The 18,400-nt window shown below is 31.8% G+C and carries 15 protein-coding genes; 14 read left to right on the top strand and 1 reads right to left on the bottom strand.

All coding sequences use genetic code 11. The annotated features are described in order from the left end of the window. The first annotated feature begins 379 nt into the window (after nt 1-379). Nucleotides 380-1,498 carry a DNA polymerase III subunit beta gene (gene dnaN, locus KCTC32516_RS08370; protein WP_301399962.1) on the top strand — a complete coding sequence of 373 codons (1,119 nt, stop codon included), beginning with the start codon at nt 380-382 and terminating at the stop codon, nt 1,496-1,498. A gap of 400 nt (nt 1,499-1,898) precedes the next feature. After that, nucleotides 1,899-2,045 carry a hypothetical protein gene (locus tag KCTC32516_RS08365; RefSeq protein ID WP_301399961.1) on the top strand — a complete coding sequence of 49 codons (147 nt, stop codon included), beginning with the start codon at nt 1,899-1,901 and terminating at the stop codon, nt 2,043-2,045. A 71-nt stretch (nt 2,046-2,116) separates the two neighbouring features. Here the strand turns inward: KCTC32516_RS08365 and KCTC32516_RS08360 are convergent, their stop codons facing one another. Continuing rightward, on the bottom strand, nt 2,117-3,349 hold the full coding sequence (locus KCTC32516_RS08360; protein WP_301399960.1) for a hypothetical protein: 1,233 nt from the start codon (nt 3,347-3,349) through the stop codon (nt 2,117-2,119). 441 nt (nt 3,350-3,790) lie between these two features. Between KCTC32516_RS08360 and KCTC32516_RS08355 the strand changes: the two genes are divergently transcribed. From KCTC32516_RS08355 to KCTC32516_RS08300, 12 genes are all read left to right on the top strand, one after another. Then, nucleotides 3,791-4,396 carry an acyl carrier protein phosphodiesterase gene (locus tag KCTC32516_RS08355; protein WP_301399959.1) on the top strand — a complete coding sequence of 202 codons (606 nt, stop codon included), beginning with the start codon at nt 3,791-3,793 and terminating at the stop codon, nt 4,394-4,396. After that, the gene (gene ggt / locus KCTC32516_RS08350) at nt 4,393-6,078 is read left to right on the top strand and encodes a gamma-glutamyltransferase (RefSeq protein WP_301399958.1); all 1,686 of its coding nucleotides are present in this window, start codon (nt 4,393-4,395) and stop codon (nt 6,076-6,078) included. Before KCTC32516_RS08355 ends, ggt begins: the two co-directional genes overlap by 4 nt. A 95-nt stretch (nt 6,079-6,173) precedes the next feature. Continuing rightward, nucleotides 6,174-6,593, top strand: a complete 420-nt coding sequence (locus tag KCTC32516_RS08345; protein WP_301399957.1) for a VOC family protein — start codon at nt 6,174-6,176, stop codon at nt 6,591-6,593. Nucleotides 6,594-6,672: 79 nt separating this feature from the next. After that, nucleotides 6,673-9,897: a S41 family peptidase gene (locus KCTC32516_RS08340; protein WP_301399956.1), complete on the top strand. Its 3,225-nt coding sequence runs from the start codon at nt 6,673-6,675 to the stop codon at nt 9,895-9,897. A gap of 45 nt (nt 9,898-9,942) precedes the next feature. Beyond that, on the top strand, nt 9,943-10,809 hold the full coding sequence (locus KCTC32516_RS08335) for an RluA family pseudouridine synthase (RefSeq protein ID WP_301399955.1): 867 nt from the start codon (nt 9,943-9,945) through the stop codon (nt 10,807-10,809). Nucleotides 10,810-10,874: 65 nt separating this feature from the next. Continuing rightward, the gene (locus tag KCTC32516_RS08330) at nt 10,875-11,393 is read left to right on the top strand and encodes a DinB family protein (protein WP_301399954.1); all 519 of its coding nucleotides are present in this window, start codon (nt 10,875-10,877) and stop codon (nt 11,391-11,393) included. A gap of 2 nt (nt 11,394-11,395) precedes the next feature. After that, entirely contained in the window at nt 11,396-12,055 is a 660-nt protein-coding gene (locus KCTC32516_RS08325) for a pyridoxamine 5'-phosphate oxidase family protein (protein ID WP_301399953.1), read from the top strand. Nucleotides 12,056-12,090: 35 nt separating this feature from the next. Beyond that, nucleotides 12,091-13,368 (top strand): hypothetical protein, encoded by a 1,278-nt coding sequence (locus KCTC32516_RS08320; protein ID WP_301399952.1) that lies wholly within the window; start codon nt 12,091-12,093, stop codon nt 13,366-13,368. Nucleotides 13,369-13,384: 16 nt separating this feature from the next. Beyond that, complete coding sequence (locus KCTC32516_RS08315; protein ID WP_301399951.1) at nt 13,385-14,467, top strand: AI-2E family transporter; 1,083 nt, start codon at nt 13,385-13,387, stop codon at nt 14,465-14,467. Between the two features lie 13 nt (nt 14,468-14,480). Then, nucleotides 14,481-15,659 (top strand): class I SAM-dependent methyltransferase, encoded by a 1,179-nt coding sequence (locus tag KCTC32516_RS08310; protein WP_301399950.1) that lies wholly within the window; start codon nt 14,481-14,483, stop codon nt 15,657-15,659. 277 nt (nt 15,660-15,936) lie between these two features. After that, complete coding sequence (locus KCTC32516_RS08305; protein WP_301399949.1) at nt 15,937-17,571, top strand: NADH-ubiquinone oxidoreductase-F iron-sulfur binding region domain-containing protein; 1,635 nt, start codon at nt 15,937-15,939, stop codon at nt 17,569-17,571. A gap of 276 nt (nt 17,572-17,847) precedes the next feature. Next, nucleotides 17,848-18,219 carry a GxxExxY protein gene (locus KCTC32516_RS08300; RefSeq protein ID WP_301399948.1) on the top strand — a complete coding sequence of 124 codons (372 nt, stop codon included), beginning with the start codon at nt 17,848-17,850 and terminating at the stop codon, nt 18,217-18,219. Nucleotides 18,220-18,400: the final 181 nt, after the last annotated feature.

Genomic DNA, 18,400 nt, shown 5'->3' with positions numbered 1-18,400 from the left:
AGCATTAACATAATTATAACGTTTCTTTTATTGATGCATTTTATTTGAGTATATCATCTTTAATTTAAAGAAACAAGAATAAAGAAGCAAGACACAAGACTTGATTGTAACTAAAGGAGAATCATTCAACTAAAAAATACTCTTTTTAAGGAAAACCTATTTGTTTAGAATAACAAAAAATCATAAAAAAGAAGTCCTAAAATCTAACAGCCAAGCGGTCTCGTTTCTTTTGTCTTAACCGTTTGTGTTGATCTTAAAAACTGTTGATAAAAATATTTTTAAAATCACTTATTTAGAATATATTTGTAGTTCATATCCGTTTTGAAAAACGGAGTGTGAAGTGTTTGACTTTTAGTCTTCACCTAAAAAAACAAAATCAATGAAATTTATAGTATCTAGCTCGCAATTATTAAAACAACTTCAAGTACTTGGAGGCGTAATCAATAGCAATAATACATTACCAATTTTAGATAATTTCTTATTTGAATTATCAAAAAACGAATTAAAAATTTCTGCATCAGATTTAGAAACAACGATGAGTGCTGTTGTAGAAGTAGAATCTGATTCTAAAGGTTCTATTGCCGTTTCTGCGCGTTTGTTATTAGACACCTTAAAAACATTTCCAGATCAGCCGTTAACGTTTAAAACTGAAGGAGAAAGCGCTATTGAAATTAGTTCTGATCAAGGAAAATACGACATGGCATTTTTTAGCGGAGAAGAATTTCCTAAAGCCGTTTCTTTAGCTGCACCAAGCACCACTGTAATTCCGTCTGCTATTTTAGCAAACGCAATTTCTAAAACCATTTTTGCTGCTGGTAACGATGATTTACGTCCGGTAATGAGCGGAGTGTTTTTTCAGTTTAGTCCCGAAAGTTTAACATTTGTTGCAACCGATGCACATAAATTAGTAAAATATACAAGAACTGATGTTACTGCAAATGAAAGTGCAGAATTCATCATGCCAAAAAAACCATTGAACTTATTAAAAGGAATTTTAAGCGGTTCTGAAAGCGATGTTTCTATAGAATACAACAACTCAAATGCAAAGTTTACTTTTGATAATTTTGTATTGGTTTGTCGTTTGATCGACGGAAAATATCCAAATTACGAAGCGGTAATTCCGAAGGAAAATCCAAATAAATTAACAGTTGATAGAGCATCATTTTTAAATTCTGTTCGTAGAGTTTCTATTTTTTCTAGTAAAACTACACATCAAATCAGGTTAAAAATGGCAGGAACAGAATTAAACATTTCTGCAGAAGATTTAGATTACGCAAACAAAGCAGACGAACGTTTGTCTTGTGATTATCAAGGAGACGACATGCAAATAGGCTTTAACTCTCGTTTTTTAAGCGAAATGTTAAACAACTTAAACGCTAACGATGTATTGATAGAAATGTCTTTACCAAACAGAGCCGGAATCTTAACACCAATTGACGGAACAGACGAAGGAGAACAAGTTACGATGTTGGTAATGCCAGTGATGTTGAATTCATAAGAATAGAGACTTTTTAGAAAAGAGAATAAAGACTGTCATTGCGATCCCGATTACTCGGGAGTGGCAATCTCACTTATACTATTTAAAAGCATCGTTTAATTACGGTGCTTTTTTTTAATAACCCCCTTCGTTCAATTAACTATACTGTCATTCCGACTGAAACGGAGGAATCTCATTTTGTAGATTTTTCGACTTCATTTTATTTCGCCTGTCTACCGAACAGGCAGGCTCAAAATGACAAAACGAATGTCATATCGAACTTATCGAGATATCTCACAAATACTATTTAAAACCACAACTAAAAAGTTGTGGTTTTTTGTTGATAAATAATTGATAGTCAATTTTTTGGAAACAGATTTATTGATTAACTTTACGATAGTATTAATTTAAAAAAAATGTTATGGCAGTAAAACACAAACCAACAAACGAAGTCCACAGAGGTTCTAAAGGAGGAACAACAGCTTGTGGATTCAACACTAATGAACAACCAAGTCATTGGGTTGATTCTAATGAAAAAATTACATGTGCAAAAAATGGATGTAGATAATTTATATCTTCTTTTTTAAAAATAAACCACAACTAAAAAGTTGTGGTTTTTGTTTTAATAGATACCAAAAATTATTTACCTCTTTTCACTAATGTTTGATAAACTTTATACCTCCAGTAATCTTGTGCTTGAATATATTCATCACTAAATACCTCATCTACTTTATCAACTAAGGATAATAAATCAAATAAATTATCAACTTTCTTAAGTAAAAGCCTTTTTTTAACTTCTTCTTTTAATGGTAGAAAATTTTTATCCCTGGCATTATCCACTTTTTGAATTAACCTGTCTTGTATTTCTAATATAGTCGTTGAAGTATTAACTCTCTTTACAAATTTTAAATCATCCAAAGTGCCATTAACAAATTCAAGAATATCAAAACCTAAAGATGATAACTTTTGTTTTACGTTATCTACTTTAACTCCATGCTTAAATGACATAATGTTTGTATTACCTTCATTAGGATTCAAATAAGCATTAACATCATCAAAATTTATAGAAAATAATCCTTTTAACTTAACAGCATCTCTTTTAATTTCATCATTCGTTAAAACTAAAGAAAACGAGACTTTTGATTTGTCAAAAAAATCATATTCTTTTTCATTTTTAAATTCTACTCTGATTTCAGAATCAGTTAAGCTAAATTTCGAAACAGAAAAACTGAGGTTTTTATTTTTATTTAAGCTATGCAACTGGATTAAAGTAACAAAAACAGAGAACGGTATGTTATAATCTTTATATCTTTTAGACACTATAGCTCTAACGTATCTATTTTTTTTATTATCGATGACAGTTTTAAAGACTTTTTCATCTTCATTTTCTTTATTTTTCTCTTCTAACATATCAATGTTATTATTGACAATATCCCTGTACTCTTTGTTGAGTAAAAAAGACAAATACTTATTCATATCATAAAGTTGATTAAAGTAATCAGCTTTAACAGAATATGTTGTTTCAAAATCAATTAAATCTTTTCTAAAGAGTTTTAATAATTCTTCATTCTCAATATTAGCAATTTCAAGTAAAGCTTGATTTTCGTCTGTAAAACCAACCGTTTTCACATCTTTTAATTGAGCAGTAATGTCAATTTTTTTTAATCTATTTTCTATATTCAAAATAGCATGAACCAATGTTGAAGCTCCCGGAACTTCTATAAATTCATTTTTAATTGACTCTAAATCAAAAACTTTAAAAAGTTCTTCTTCAAAACCTGTTTTCTCAATTAACTTGAGAACATCTTTTACTTTTACTCCTTCATCTTCTAAAGGAAAATCTCTACACGAGATTCTTTCTATTATAGGCATATTTATTATATTTTACCTTTGACTGTCGCTTTATTAAACAACGGTAGACAATCAGTTAAAACCGAGAAAGGAAGTGAAAAATTTTGCTAGAAGAAAATTTAGGGATATATTCGCTGGCTCAAACTAAAAGTGGTATCCTTTTCTATTCCCACTTTACAATAAATAAAAGTTCTTTCTGTGGAGGTTAGAACTTTTTTTATTTTCTATAATAATTTTGTCAATCTCTATGCCAAATGTTAATTTTATCATAATTACACAAAGTTTTAGTTAATTTTTTCTTAAAAAAGTCATATTGGCAGTTTTTATTTTAGATATCTAAAATAATAAAATAAAAAGGCGTTTTTGTCATACTTAATGTCATATCAATAAGTTACAGATAAAAAACACTCAACAGAAATATTACACCTTTTTTTGTTTACTTTTAACTTCAAAACATAATAGTTGAATTTTTTAGCACACTTATATTTATCAGAAAATAATACCAATATTTTAATTGGTAATTTTATTGCAGATCATATTCCTGGAAATAATTTTACCCATTTGCATCCAGAGATTCAAAAAGGAATTTTATTCCACAGAGAAATAGACACCTTTACCGATGCACATAAAATTGTACGCAAAAGCAAACGCAGATTGCATCCAAGGTACAGACATTACAAAGGCGTAATTATCGATATTTTTTACGATCATTATTTGGCAAAAAACTGGTCAAACTATTCAGATATTCCGTTAGCTACTTTTGTGCAATCTTTTTATGATTTGTTGCAAGACAACTTTGAAATTCTTCCAAAAAAAACACAACACGTATTGCCTTTTATGGTAGCACACAATTGGTTGTACAATTATCAATATTTAGAAGGAATTGAGAAAGTGCTAAACGGAATGAACAACCGAACCAAACAAAAATCTCAAATGCATTTGGCAATAGAAGATTTACAAAATTTACACAAAGAATTTGAAGAAGATTTTACACTTTTCTTTGAAGATTTATGTATCTTTTCCAAACAAAAACTAAAAGAACTCAATCAAACATCAAATACATCATGAAAAAATTACTTTCACTAGTATTCATTGCAATCCTATTAGCAAATTGTACTACCAAAGAAAATAAAGTTGTCGGATTAATTGCTGATCAAGCGATGGTAGTTTCTGCCAGAGTTGAAGCGTCTCAAATTGGTTCTGACATTTTAAAAAAAGGCGGAAATGCGTATGACGCAATGATTGCAACACAATTAGCTTTAGCAGTTGTGTATCCTGTTGCAGGAAATATTGGCGGTGGCGGATTTATGGTTTTTCGTCATCATGATGGAAAATCTGGCGCCTTAGATTTTAGAGAAAAAGCTCCGTTAACTGCAAGTCGAGATATGTATTTAGATAAGGAAGGGAATGTAATTCCCGGTAAAAGTAGTTTTGGAGTTCATTCTTCTGGCGTTCCTGGTTCTGTTGCCGGAATTGTAGAAGTATATAAGAAATATGGAAGTTTGCCTTTTAAAGAGTTGGTTCAACCAGCAATCGATTTAGCAAGAAACGGATTTAAAGTAACTAAAAATCAAGCAAATGCATTAAACGGAACTCGCAAACGTTTTGAAAAAGCAAACAATTATAAAATTTTATTTGATAAGGAATGGAAAGAAGGAGATTTGTTGCAACAAGAAGAATTGGCGCAAACTTTAGAACGTATTAGAGACAACGGTAGAGATGGATTTTACAAAGGAAAAACAGCTGATTTGATTGTGGATTACCAAAAAGAATTGGGCGGAATTATTACACACAAAGATTTGGAAAGTTACAAAGCTATTTGGCGTAAACCCATTGTTTTTGATTACAAAGGATACAAAATCACATCGATGACATTACCAGCAAGTGGCGGAATTTGTTTGGCGCAAATTTTAAAATCGATTGAGCCGTATGATTTATCAAACATCAAACACAACTCAACAAAATACATTCAATTATTAACAGAAGCAGAACGAAGATCGTATGCAGACAGAGCACATTTTTTAGGTGATATTGATTTTGTAAATGTGCCAATTGATAGTTTAACCGCTCCAAAATATATCAAAGAAAGAATGAGTACTTTTTCGTGGGACAAAGCAACAAAATCTTCAGACGTTTCTCATGGAAATGTTTTAGGATATGAAAGTAATGAAACCACACATTATTCTATTGTAGATAAAGACGGAAATGCTGTTTCTGTAACCACAACATTAAATACAGGTTACGGCTCTAAAGTGTTGGTAAAAGGTGCAGGATTTTTCTTAAATAATGAAATGGACGATTTTTCTGCAAAACCAGGTGTACCAAATGTGTACGGTTTATTAGGATCTTCTGCAAACGCAATTGCGCCAGAAAAAAGAATGTTGAGTTCTATGACTCCAACCATTGTAGAAAAAGACGGAAAATTGAAAATGGTGGTTGGAACTCCTGGAGGATCAACAATAATAACTTCGGTTTTACAAAATATTTTAAATGTGGTAGAATATGATATGGGAATGCAAGAATCTGTAAACAAAGCACGTTTTCATCATCAATGGATGCCAGACAATATTAGAATGGAACCAAACGGATTTGATAGCATTACCAAAGTAAATTTAAAGAAACTTGGATACGAAATCATAGAAAGAAACTCCTTAATTATTGGTCGTGTTGATGCTATTTTAGTATTGCCAAACGGAAAATTAGAAGGTGGTGCTGATCCACGTGGAGATGATGCAGCTGTTGGGTTTTAATTCAGTGAACAATTATCAATTAACAGTGAACAATCATCAATTTACAACTTTGCCACTTTGAACCTTTGAACCTTTGAACCTTTAATACTAAAACAATGATCCAACCATTTCACTTAGCAATTCCTGTTACAAATTTAGAATTGTGTAGAACATTTTACAGAGACGTTTTACAATGTACAGAAGGAAGAAGTTCTAAATCTTGGGTAGATTTTAATTTCTTCGGACATCAATTGGTCATTCATCAAAAAGACGGAATTTACAATGAAGAATCTATTACAAATCCTGTTGACGGACACGACGTTCCTGTTCCGCATTTTGGGGTGGTTTTAACGTGGGATGATTGGCAAAATTTATCAAAAAGATTAAAAGCAGAAAAAATACAATTTGTAATTGAACCAACGATCAGATTCCAAGGAAAAGTAGGCGAACAAGCAACGATGTTTTTTACAGATCCAGAAAATAATGCCTTAGAGTTTAAAGCTTTTAAAGACATGAGTCAGTTATTTGCAAAATAGGTAAGGTAAAAATAACTTTTGAGTCTTCGTTTTGAATTCTTTATCTTTAAGTTTTATAAATTCAACTAAACAACTTCCGATGAAAAATTTTCTTTCTTTTATTGCCTTGTTGATTACCTATGTAGGTTTTTCACAAGGAACACGTTTATTAAGACAACCTACACTTTCTAAAACAGATGTTGTATTTGTTTACGCCAACGACCTATGGAAAGCTTCTCTTAATGGCGGTGATGCCATAAGATTGACCAGTGATGATGGTTACGAATCCGAACCTCATTTTTCCAAAGACGGAAAAATGATTGCTTTTACAGCGCAATACGATGGAAACACAGATGTTTTTGTAGTTCCTTCTGATGGTGGAGAGCCAAAACGATTGACCTATCATCCAACAGGTGATTTTGTACAAGGATGGACTCCAGATGGAAAAATTTTATTTCGTTCTGGAAGAGAATCGAAACCAACACAAACTAGTAAATTTTATACCATCTCTACGGAAGGTGGAATGCCAGAAAAATTCGATATTCCAAGAGCAGCTTATGGAGAAATTTCTGAAGATGGAAAATATGTAGCCTATACTCCTATTACTAGTTGGGATGCAGAATGGAGAAATTATCGTGGTGGACAAGCAATGCCAATTTGGATCGTAGATTTAAAAACGAAAAAATTAATCAGGACTCCACAAAAAGATGGTGAGAGACATGTGAATCCTGTTTGGCATAATGAAGTTGTTTACTACATTTCTGAAAGAGATTACACCAGTAACATTTGGTCTTACGACATTAAAACGAGTCAAGAAAAACAGATTACATTTCATAAAAAGTTTGACGTAAAGAACTTGGATGCAAATTCAAACGGAATCGTATACGAACAAGCTGGATATCTTCATCTATTAAATCCAACGACAGGAAAATCAACTCAACTTAACATTAGTGTAAAAGGTGATTTAAATTATGCGCGTCCACGTTGGGTGAATGCCACAGGAAGGAACCTTACAAATGCAAATGTTTCTCCAAATGGAAAGAGAGCCATTTTTGAACTCAGAGGTGAAATATTTACCGTTCCAAAAGAAAATGGAACATGGAGAAACATCTCCAATTCTTCAGGAATTGCAGATCGTTCACCAATTTGGTCACCAAAAGGAGATCAAGTAGCATGGTTTTCTGATAAAAGTGGAGAATATCAATTGGTAATAGCTGATCAAAACGGAGCAAATCAAACATCAATTAAGATTCCAAACCCTACGTTTTATTTCAGACCGGATTGGTCACCAGATGGAAAACACATCGCATATACAGATACAGATTTTAATATTTGGATATTAAATTTAGAAACAAAAAAAACAATTAAGGCTGCAACAGATAGGTATGCTCATCCAGATAGATCCATGAATCCAAAATGGTCTCCAGATAGCGATTGGATTGCTTATGCAAAGCAAAACGACAGTCATTTTAAGTCTATTTATGCGTATCAAATAAGCACTAAAAAAACAATTCAAATTACAGATCCAATTGCAGATGCTATTAGTCCAGTTTGGGACGCATCGGGTAAATATATTTATACTTTAGCAAGTACAGATTACGGATTACAATCGGGTTGGTTAGATATGAGTTCTTTTGACTCGAGTGTCACTAGAAGTTTATATGCCGTCGTATTAAATTCTGCAGACAAATCGCCTAACTTGCCACAAACCGATGAAGAAGAAAAGAAAAAGAAAGACGCTTCAAAAGACAAAAAAGATATTGTCGTTACAATAGATGAGAATGGATTGTTTGAGAGAGCTGTGGTTTTAAAATTACCTGCTAGGAATTATGCCGCATTAATGAAGGGACCTAAGAATACAGTTTTTGTGGCTGAAAATGTTCCAAATGCTCCTGGGTTAACTGTCTATAGTTATGATGTTGCTAAAGAAAAAGCAACCGAATTTGCTAAAGGGGTTTCGTCAATGGTGGCTTCCGAAGATAGAAACTCAATCTTACTTTCTAAAAGTGGAAGTTGGAGTTTGGTGAGTAGTAAATCACCCACGAAACCAGGTAAAGACGGATTGAAAACTAATATAAAAATAAAAGTAGATCCAAAAGCTGAGGCTCATCAAATCTTTAAAGAAGGGTGGAGATATATGCGTGATTTCTTATATGTAGACAATACTCATGGTGCACCTTGGGATGATGTTTACAAATGGTATTCACCCTGGATAGATCATGTAAGACACAGAACCGATTTGAACTATGTTGTAGATATTATGAGTGGTGAAATTGCCATCGGACATTCCTATGTTTCTGGGGGAGATTTACCAAATATAAAAAGAGTTCCTGTTGGACTTTTGGGTGCAGATTTTGAAAAGAGTAAAGGAAAATATCGTTTTGCAAAAATTTATAAAGGAGAGCGCTGGAACCCTAATATTTATAGCCCCTTAGGCTTACCAGGAACGAATGTAAATGTTGGAGATTATTTATTAGAAATCAATGGAATTACATTAACATCTAATATGAATCCTTATCAATTGTTAGAACAAACTGCAGGAAGAGAAATTTATATTAAAGTGAACTCGAAACCATCATCTGTTGGCGCAAAAACTGTTTTAATAAAACCGGTTTCCAGTGAAAGAGGTTTAAGAACTATAGATTGGATAGAAGGAAATAGAAGAAAAGTTGACCAACTTTCTAAGGGTAAACTAGCCTATGTATATGTTCCAAATACTGGTGGTGGTGGATTTACATCGTTTAATCGTTATTATTTTTCTCAACAGGATAAAAAAGGGGTTATAATTGACGAACGTAATAATGGTGGCGGATCTGCTGCAGATTATATGATCGATATTATGTCTAGAGAAGTTGTTGGATATTTCAATAGTAAAGCAAATGACCATAGGCCATGGACTACTCCAATGGCAGGTATTTGGGGACCAAAAGTGATGATCATTAACGAACGTGCAGGTTCTGGAGGAGATTTACTACCATACATGTTTAAAGTAAAAAAATTAGGCCCTATAGTTGGCACAAGAACTTGGGGTGGATTAGTTGGAACTTGGGATACACCTAGTTTTATTGATGGAGGAAGAATGGTTGCTCCGCGTGGTGGATTCTTTGATGTTGATGGAAAATGGGCTGTTGAAGGTGATGGAGTTGCCCCAGATATTGAAGTAATTCAAGACCCTAAAAGCGTTTTACAAGGAAATGACCCTCAATTACAAGCCGCGGTAAAAGAAGCATTGCGTTTGTTAAAAGGAAACGAATTCCAATTAAAACCTGAGCCTAAAGCTCCTATTCGCTCTAAAAGACCAAAAGGGTATAAAAAAGATAACTAAACAGTAAATACTATTCCCGCGAAAGCGGGAATACATTTTTTAATCTTGAAAATCATAGAAACTCACACAGCAATTCAAGTAGAACAACCCATTCGGTTACAAGAATATGCAGTTGGAATTTTCAATACCATTCCGACCAAATCTGGAATTAAAAAAGCCATCAAAAAAGAACTAGTTTTTGTAAACGGAAAGTTGGCTTCTACCGCACTTTTTATTTGCGGAGGAGAAACTATCGAATTGTTTTCCGCAGAAAGTGAAACTGAATATAAACGATTAGAGCTTCCGTTAGAAGTGTTGTTTGAAGATGATTATTTAGCCATTATCTATAAACCAGCTGGAATTTTAGTGAGCGGAAATAAATTTGTAACCATTGCCAACGCATTGACACAAAATCTACAAAAAAGTGCTCAAATTGACGCCGTAAAACCACAACCCATTCACAGATTAGATTACCCAACATCTGGAGTTCTGTTAATCGGAAAAACAAGTTCGTCCATACATATATTGAGCAAACTGTTTGAAAATAAAGAAATTCAAAAAACATATTACGCCGTTTGTATTGGCAAAATGAAATCATTGGGTAACATTAACAGCCCAATTGAAAACAAAGCATCGGAAACTCTTTTTGAAGTTGTAGAAACCGTTATTTCAAAACGATTTGACTTTTTAAACTTGGTAAAATTATCTCCAAAAACGGGGAGAAAACATCAATTAAGAATTCATTTATCAGTATTTGGGAATCAGATTTTGGGCGACAAAGAATACGGAAATAACGAATTAATTTTAAAAGGAAATGGTTTGTATTTACACGCTTCTTCCTTAGAATTTACACATCCTTTTACGCAAGAAAAGATTTCAATCACAAAAGAATTGCCTAAAAAATTTAGGAAGATTTTTCCAAGTAAAAATTAATAATCAAAAAATACTTTTGATATGTCTTTGTAAATCTGCAATTTTGAGACTCTAAAAAAACAATCATGATAAAATCTGACATAAAACAAGAAGAATACAACGAATATTACGCAAATTATATTGGTTTGCTAGATGATAATACAGAATTAATTGATGGTTATTATAAAGGCAAAAAAATGATGGAAGATTTCATCAATGCCATTCCAGATGAAAAACTAACCTATCGTTATCAACCAGAAAAATGGAGCATTATTGAAGTGCTTCAACATTTAATTGACACAGAACGTGTATTTATGTACAGATGTTTTAGAATTGCTAGAAACGACAAAACCGAATTAGCTGGATATGACCAAGATGAATATGTAATTCCGTCTGAAGCAAATTCAAAAACGAAAGAACAAATTCTTGAAGAGTTCTCATTAAACAGAAATAATTTTATTTCATTACTTAAAAGTTTATCAGAAAAAAATTTGAGCTTTGTTGGCAATGCAAATGGAGGAATTGTGAGTGCTAGAGCTGCTGCATATATCGTTTTAGGACATGACATACATCATACAAACATCATTAAAGAACGTTACTTATAAAAATGAAAGAGTATTCTAAATCAAAACTAAATCGTGTAAAGCGAGGTCAGATTAGAGCAACCTATGATGTTGAGAAAATCAACACCATTTTAGATGCGGGATTTATTGGCTTTGTAAGTTATGTTTTTGAAGGAAAAGCAATTTCAATTCCGATGGCTTACGGAAGAAAAGAGAATAAAATTTATTTACACGGTTCGCAAGCAAACAGAATGTTACTATCATTATTAGAAGCCAAAGAAATGAGCATGACTGTGATGCATTTAGATGCGTTGGTTTTAGCGCGTTCTGGATTTCATCATTCTGTAAATTACAGATCTGCAACGTTATTTGGTCCTGTTAAAAAAATTGAAGAAAAAGCAGAAAAAGAAGCTGCTTTATTATGTTTTATGGACCATATGATGCCTGGTCGTTGGGACGGAGTTAGAGAAATGAATCAAGAAGAATTTGATAGAACTTTAGTGGTAGAATTTACTATAGAAACTGCTGCCGCAAAAATTAGAGATGTTGGTGTTGTGGATGAGAAGGAAGATATTGGTTTGCCAATTTGGGCTGGATTAATGCCACTAAAACAAACAGCAGAATACCCAATTCCAGATAAAGACTTGCCAAAAGACATGGAAATACCAAAACATATTTTGGATTACTATAATGCAAATAAATAATGGTAAATTAGCTTTCTAAGCAAGTTATAATCAAAATGAAAAAAATTTTAAAAGCAATAGGATTAATTTTGGCGCTGCTAATTATAGTTGGTGCCATTTTTTATGTAGCAAATAATGAAAGTTTACCTACCGGAATTAAAAGTGAAAAAGCAGAAGCTTTGGCTACAAAAATGATGAAAGCTTTAAACTACGAAGCGTATAAAAACACAGAAGTTTTAGAATGGAGGTTTAGAGGGAAACATTTTTACAAATGGTATAAATCTGAAAATATTGTTGAAGTTTCTTGGGATAAAAACAAGGTGATTTTACACACAAAACAACCAGAAAAATCTGTAGTATTTGTTTCAGATATCAACACCGAAAATCAGCAATTAATTCAACAAGCAACCAATTATTTTAATAATGATAGTTTTTGGTTGGTGGCTCCGTTTAAAGTTTTTGATACTGGCGTAGAAAGAAGCATTGTAAAACACAACGAAAAAGATGCTTTGTTAATTACATACACTTCTGGCGGATCAACGCCTGGAGATTCTTATTTATGGATCTTAAATGAAGAAGGTTTTCCGACAAGTTTTAAAATGTGGACAAGTAGTATTCCGATTGGCGGAATTGAAGCTTCTTGGAGCGATTGGAAAACAACAGCAGCAGGATTTCAATTACCCATAAAACACAAAATGAGTTTGTTTGGAGTAGAATTAAAGATGGGAGATGTAAAAGCATCAAATCCAAAAGCAGATGCATTGGCGCATAAAATTCTAAAAACAATTAAGCACGAAGCGTATAAAAAAACACGCTACATCGAATGGAGTTTTAGAGGAAAACGCTTTTTTAAATGGGATAAACAAAAACATATTGTAGAAGTTAGTTGGGATAATAATAAAGTGATTTTACACACAAATAACATAGAAAAAAGCACCGTTTTTATTGACGAAAAAGAAAGCACAGAAAACAAAAATGAAATTGTAAAAAAAGCAGAAGCTATTTTTAATAACGACAATTTTTGGCTCGTTGCACCCCACAAACTTTTTGAAAATGGAATTATTAGAAACATTGTAAATATCGATGGAAAAGAGGCTTTAAAAGTAAAATACACCACTGGTGGCTCAACGCCTGGAGATTCTTATATTTGGATTGTCAATGATGCTTTTTTACCAATACAATTTTTAATGACAGTACCAAGCATGAAAATGGATCAAGTTCCTGCAACTTGGGATGATTGGTTTACTACTGAATCAGGAACTTTATTACCAAAAAACCATACCTTTTCTAGCGGCGGAAAATTGAGTATGGGAGATGTAAAAGCATTTAATTAAAAGGTATCTTTACAATATGAATTCGAAAAATATCTCAAACGGAATCTTAAAAGCGGTTGCAATTATTTTAGGAATTGCACTACTACTCTATTTTTTATATTTAATACAGTCTGTCATTGTTTATGTAATTATTGCAGCTGTAATCTCTTTAATAGCTAGACCAATCATTCGTTTTTTAAAACGAAGATTGAAGCTTCCAAACACCGTCGCCGTAATAACAACTATGGTGATTTTAGTGAGTTTTCTTGTCGGAATTATCAGAATGTTTATTCCGTTAGTAATAGAACAAGGAGAAAGTTTGTCTTTGTTACATACAGATAAATTATTGCAAAACTTACAGGATGTCATCAATCAAGTAAACAATTATTTTGCTTCTAGAGACATTAATTTAGTATCAAAATTAAAAAATGTTGATTTTTTATCTAGTTTTCAAGCGATTCCAAATTTATTAAATTCTGTTGTAAGTGCCTTAGGGTCTTTAAGTGTTGGCTTATTTTCTGTGTTGTTTATTTCTTTTTTCTTTATGAAAGACAGTCAATTATTAATGAATGCAATTCTTACCATTTTACCTAGTAAGAGTGAAAACAAATTTTCAAAATCAACAGAAACCATCAACAATTTACTATCTAGATATTTTATCGGTTTGGTGCTGCAAATCTCAATTCTATTTGTTCTCTATACAATAACCCTGTTAATTTTCGGAATTAAAAATGCGGTGGTCATTGCATTTTTGTGTGCGTTGTTAAATTTAATTCCATACATCGGACCAATGATTGGTGCCGTAATTATGTTCTTATTATCCATGTCTAGTAATTTAGGTCAAGATTTTCAAACAGAAATTTTACCAACAACGTTGTATGTAATGATTGGTTATTTTATTGCACAAATAGTAGATAACTTCTTCAGTCAGCCAATTATATTTTCTAAAACCACTAAATCGCATCCGTTAGAAATTTTCTTAATTATTATTATTGGAGGATTGTTATTTGGTGTTGTTGGAATGATTACTGCTGTGCCTTTATATACAGCGATAAAAGTGATTTTAAAAGAGTTTTTAGCCGATAATAAGATTGTCAAATCATTGACAAAAGATATTTAAAAATCTTGTTTTTTTGAATCCAGCTATTTTACATCCAGACGTACAACAATTTATTAGTGACAATTTAAATACCAATATTTCTAAATTGTTATTTAAAGGAAGTCCGTTTAAATCTGTTTCTGTTCAAGAATTGGCAACACAAATCGTTTCTAAGAAGAAATGTGAGAAAAAACTACCAATTTGGTTCGAAACAAAAAACATCTATTATCCAGCAAAAGTCAATATAGAACAAACCTCTTCTGAAGTTACCGCAAAGTACAAATCATCAATAATTACGGGAGATTCAGTCATTGATATTACGGGAGGTTTTGGTGTAGATGCATATTATTTTGCTAAAAAAACAAGTGAAGTAATTCACTGTGAATTAGATGCAAACTTATCAACAATTGTTAACAACAATTATCAACAATTAAAAATTGATGAAATTCAACTAATTTCTGGAGACGGAATTGACTATTTAAAAAATGCTTCTGAAAAATACGATTGGATATATATCGATCCTTCAAGGCGAGATTCTGTAGATAAAAAAGTTTTTTTGTTAAAAGACTGTTTACCAAACGTTCCTGAGAATCTAACCTTATTCTTTTCTAAATCAAATAACATATTGATTAAGAATTCACCGATTTTAGACATTTCAAAAACGATAGATGAATTAGATTTTGTAAAAGAAATTCACGTTGTTGCTGTTGCAAATGAAGTAAAAGAATTGCTCTTTGTATTGGAAAAATACTACAAAGAAAGCATTCAAATTAAAACAATCAATTACAGTAGAAATACTATTCAAATATTTGATTTTCAATATATTAAAAACAATATATCAGAATATTCTGAACCAAAAAAATATGTATACGAGCCCAATGCTGCCATTTTAAAATCAGGCGGATTTCACGAAATAAGCCTTCAATTAAATCTAGAAAAATTACATCCACATTCTCATTTATATACTTCAGATAATTTAATTGAATTCCCAGGAAGAACTTTTTTGGTTGAAAATAGTTGTCAGTACAATAAAAAAGAAATTAAAAAATATTTAAAAGAAAATAAGGCAAATATAACGACTAGAAATTTTCCAGAAACTGTTGCACAAATCAGAAAAAAAATAAAAATTAAAGACGGCGGTTCTCAGTATTTATTTTTTACAACCTTAAAAAACGAACGTTTAAAAGTACTCGTTTGTTCACAGGTTTTTTAACAATTTTTTACCTAAAAAACATTGCTTTTCGCTCAAAATGAGCAGCTAACAAATATGAAGATAGTTTAATCGTTATATTTGCAATAGGTTATGTTTATCATAATTTACAATAAACGGTATGTTTTATTTTTAGGGGTATAAAACATGCTGAAAGCCTTGAATTTTTTCAAGGCTTTTTTATTTCCAAAAACTCAATACTAAAACTACACATAAAAGTAGTTTAGGATTCTTCTTAGTTGTAATATTTTATTAAATTTAGACTTTTATATATAGAAGTATGGCAAATAAAAATATTAGAACATTATCATCTAGAAAAGAATTGGATGACAATCTTTTTGAAAACATCTCAATCTCTTCACAAAAAACAAACTCTAAAGAAGAATTGCAAGAGCTTGCAAAGCGTTTTATGATTGATGATTCTGTCGTTTTAGGAACAAGTACTTTTTACGATTTTACCAGAGAAGCCAATAAAAACAAAAAAGTACATGTGTGCTCTGGAACTGCATGTATGGTTGCGAATTCTCAGAACAATCTGAACAAAAACTTAGAAACACACTTTAATTCAGAAGAAATCGGTCATGCGGCTTGTGTGGGTCGTTGCCACACAAATAATGCATTTATGTACGATGGTAAAACATATAATGCTTCATCGTCTGAAGAAGTAGCAGAGATCATCAGTAAAAAAGAATATCAAGAAAACAGTTATAAAGTAGCTTCCAATACAACTCCAATTTTAACTTCAAAAATGGGTGATGTTGCTGCTTTTTATCAATTGGCAGAAAAACATAATAATCCACAAAATACAATTCAGCAATTAAAAACCTCGAATTTAAGAGGTCGTGGTGGAGCTGGTTTTCCGTTTTGGTTCAAGTTAGATGCCGTTATAAAAGAACCCATCGGCTCCGCTCAGGGTGACACACAAAAATACATTGTTTGTAATGCGGATGAAGGCGATCCTGGAGCGTATTCTGATATGTACTTAATGGAACATCAACCGCACAAAGTGTTGTTCGGAATGTACATGGCTGGTTTAACAGTTGGTGCAAATACAGGCGTTTTGTACATTCGTGGAGAATATCCAGATTCTATTAGAACTGTTGATGAAGCAATTCAGGAAATTAAAGACAAAAATTTAATTGGTGATTTTAGATTTAAAATCATTCGCGGACAAGGTTCTTATGTTTGTGGAGAAGAAACGGCACTTTTAAGTTCAATTGAAGGTTTACGACCAGAAGTTCGTGTTCGCCCACCTTATCCAGCACAATATGGATTGTACGGAAAGCCAACCGTTTTAAGTAATGTAGAAACTTTTGCAAATATTCATTGGATTTTAGAAAACGGCGGAGAAGCGTATGCTGCTTTAGGCAAAGGACAATCTACAGGGACAAAATTAGTTTCGTTGGATAGTTTTTTCAATACACCAGGAATGTATGAAATAGAAATGGGAACTCCTTTACAAACTATTTTTGATGAGTTTGGTGGCGGATTTAAATCGGAAATAAAAGGATTGCAAATTGGTGGTCCGCTTGGTGGAATTGTACCCATGCATAAAATTAAAGAGTTGACCTTAGATTTTGAATCGTTAAATACCAATGGGTTTTTATTAGGACACGCAAGTTTTGTTTCGATTCCTGTTGATTTTCCAATGATTCAGTTTTTAGAACATTTAATGGAATTTACTGCGGATGAATCTTGTGGAAAATGTTATCCATGTAGAATTGGTTCACATAGAGGAATGGAAATGTTGCAAAAAGCACAAACTTCTGATTATAAAATCAATCGTGAATTGTTTGATGACTTATTAGAAACCCTAGAAATTGGTTCTTTATGTGCTTTGGGAGGTGGAATTCCGTTACCAGTTAAAAACGCATTGCAGTATTTTCAAGAGGAGTTAAAAGGATATTTTTCTTAATACATAAAAATATTTCACAAGGTTTCACAAAGAAACACGAAGACTCACAAAGAAGAAAAGAATGAAAGAATAAAAGAATAAAAATATAATAAATTCTTTGTAACTCTGAGAGTCTTTGTGAAACTTTGTGTAAGAATATAATTATTTCACTAAGTTCCACTAAGAAAACCATGAAGGTTCTCAAAGAAAAAGAAATATAAAAAATCTTTGTGTAACTCTGAGAGTCTTTGTGAATCTTAGTGTAAGATTAAAAAATTACTAAATGAAAAAGAAAAAATGTCAGAAAATGAAATATCAAAAATAATACTTGGAAAAGCAATTGAAGTTCACAGAACACTTGGTCCAGGCTTATTAGAATCAGCATATCAAGAATGTTTATATTATGAATTGATAAATGAAGGATTAACAGTTGAAAAAGAAAAAGCTTTGCCAATTGTTTACAAAGAAATAAAATTAGATCATGGGTATAGGATAGATTTGCTAATTGAAAATAAAGTAGTTATAGAACTTAAAACAGTAGAGTTTTTAACAGATGTTCACACAGCACAAATATTAACTTACATGAAATTAGGAAACTATAAATTGGGATTATTATTGAATTTTAATGTTAAATTATTAAAAGAAGGTATCAAAAGATTTATATTATAAAAACTTTGTAAGAACTTAGTGTAAAAATAAATCATTTCACAAAGTTGCTCAAAGAATCGCGAAGATTCACAAAGAAGAAGAAGAAGAAGAAGAAGAAGAAGAAGAAAAAAAAGAAACTAAAAAATGTAAAAAATCCTTTGTGTAACTCTGAGAATCTTTATGAGTCTTAGTGAAAAGAAAA

The organism is Polaribacter huanghezhanensis (genome assembly GCF_030444335.1).
In the GTDB taxonomy this organism is placed as follows: Bacteria; Bacteroidota; Bacteroidia; order Flavobacteriales; family Flavobacteriaceae; genus Polaribacter; species Polaribacter huanghezhanensis.
This window is presented reverse-complemented; position numbering and strand designations above follow the sequence as displayed.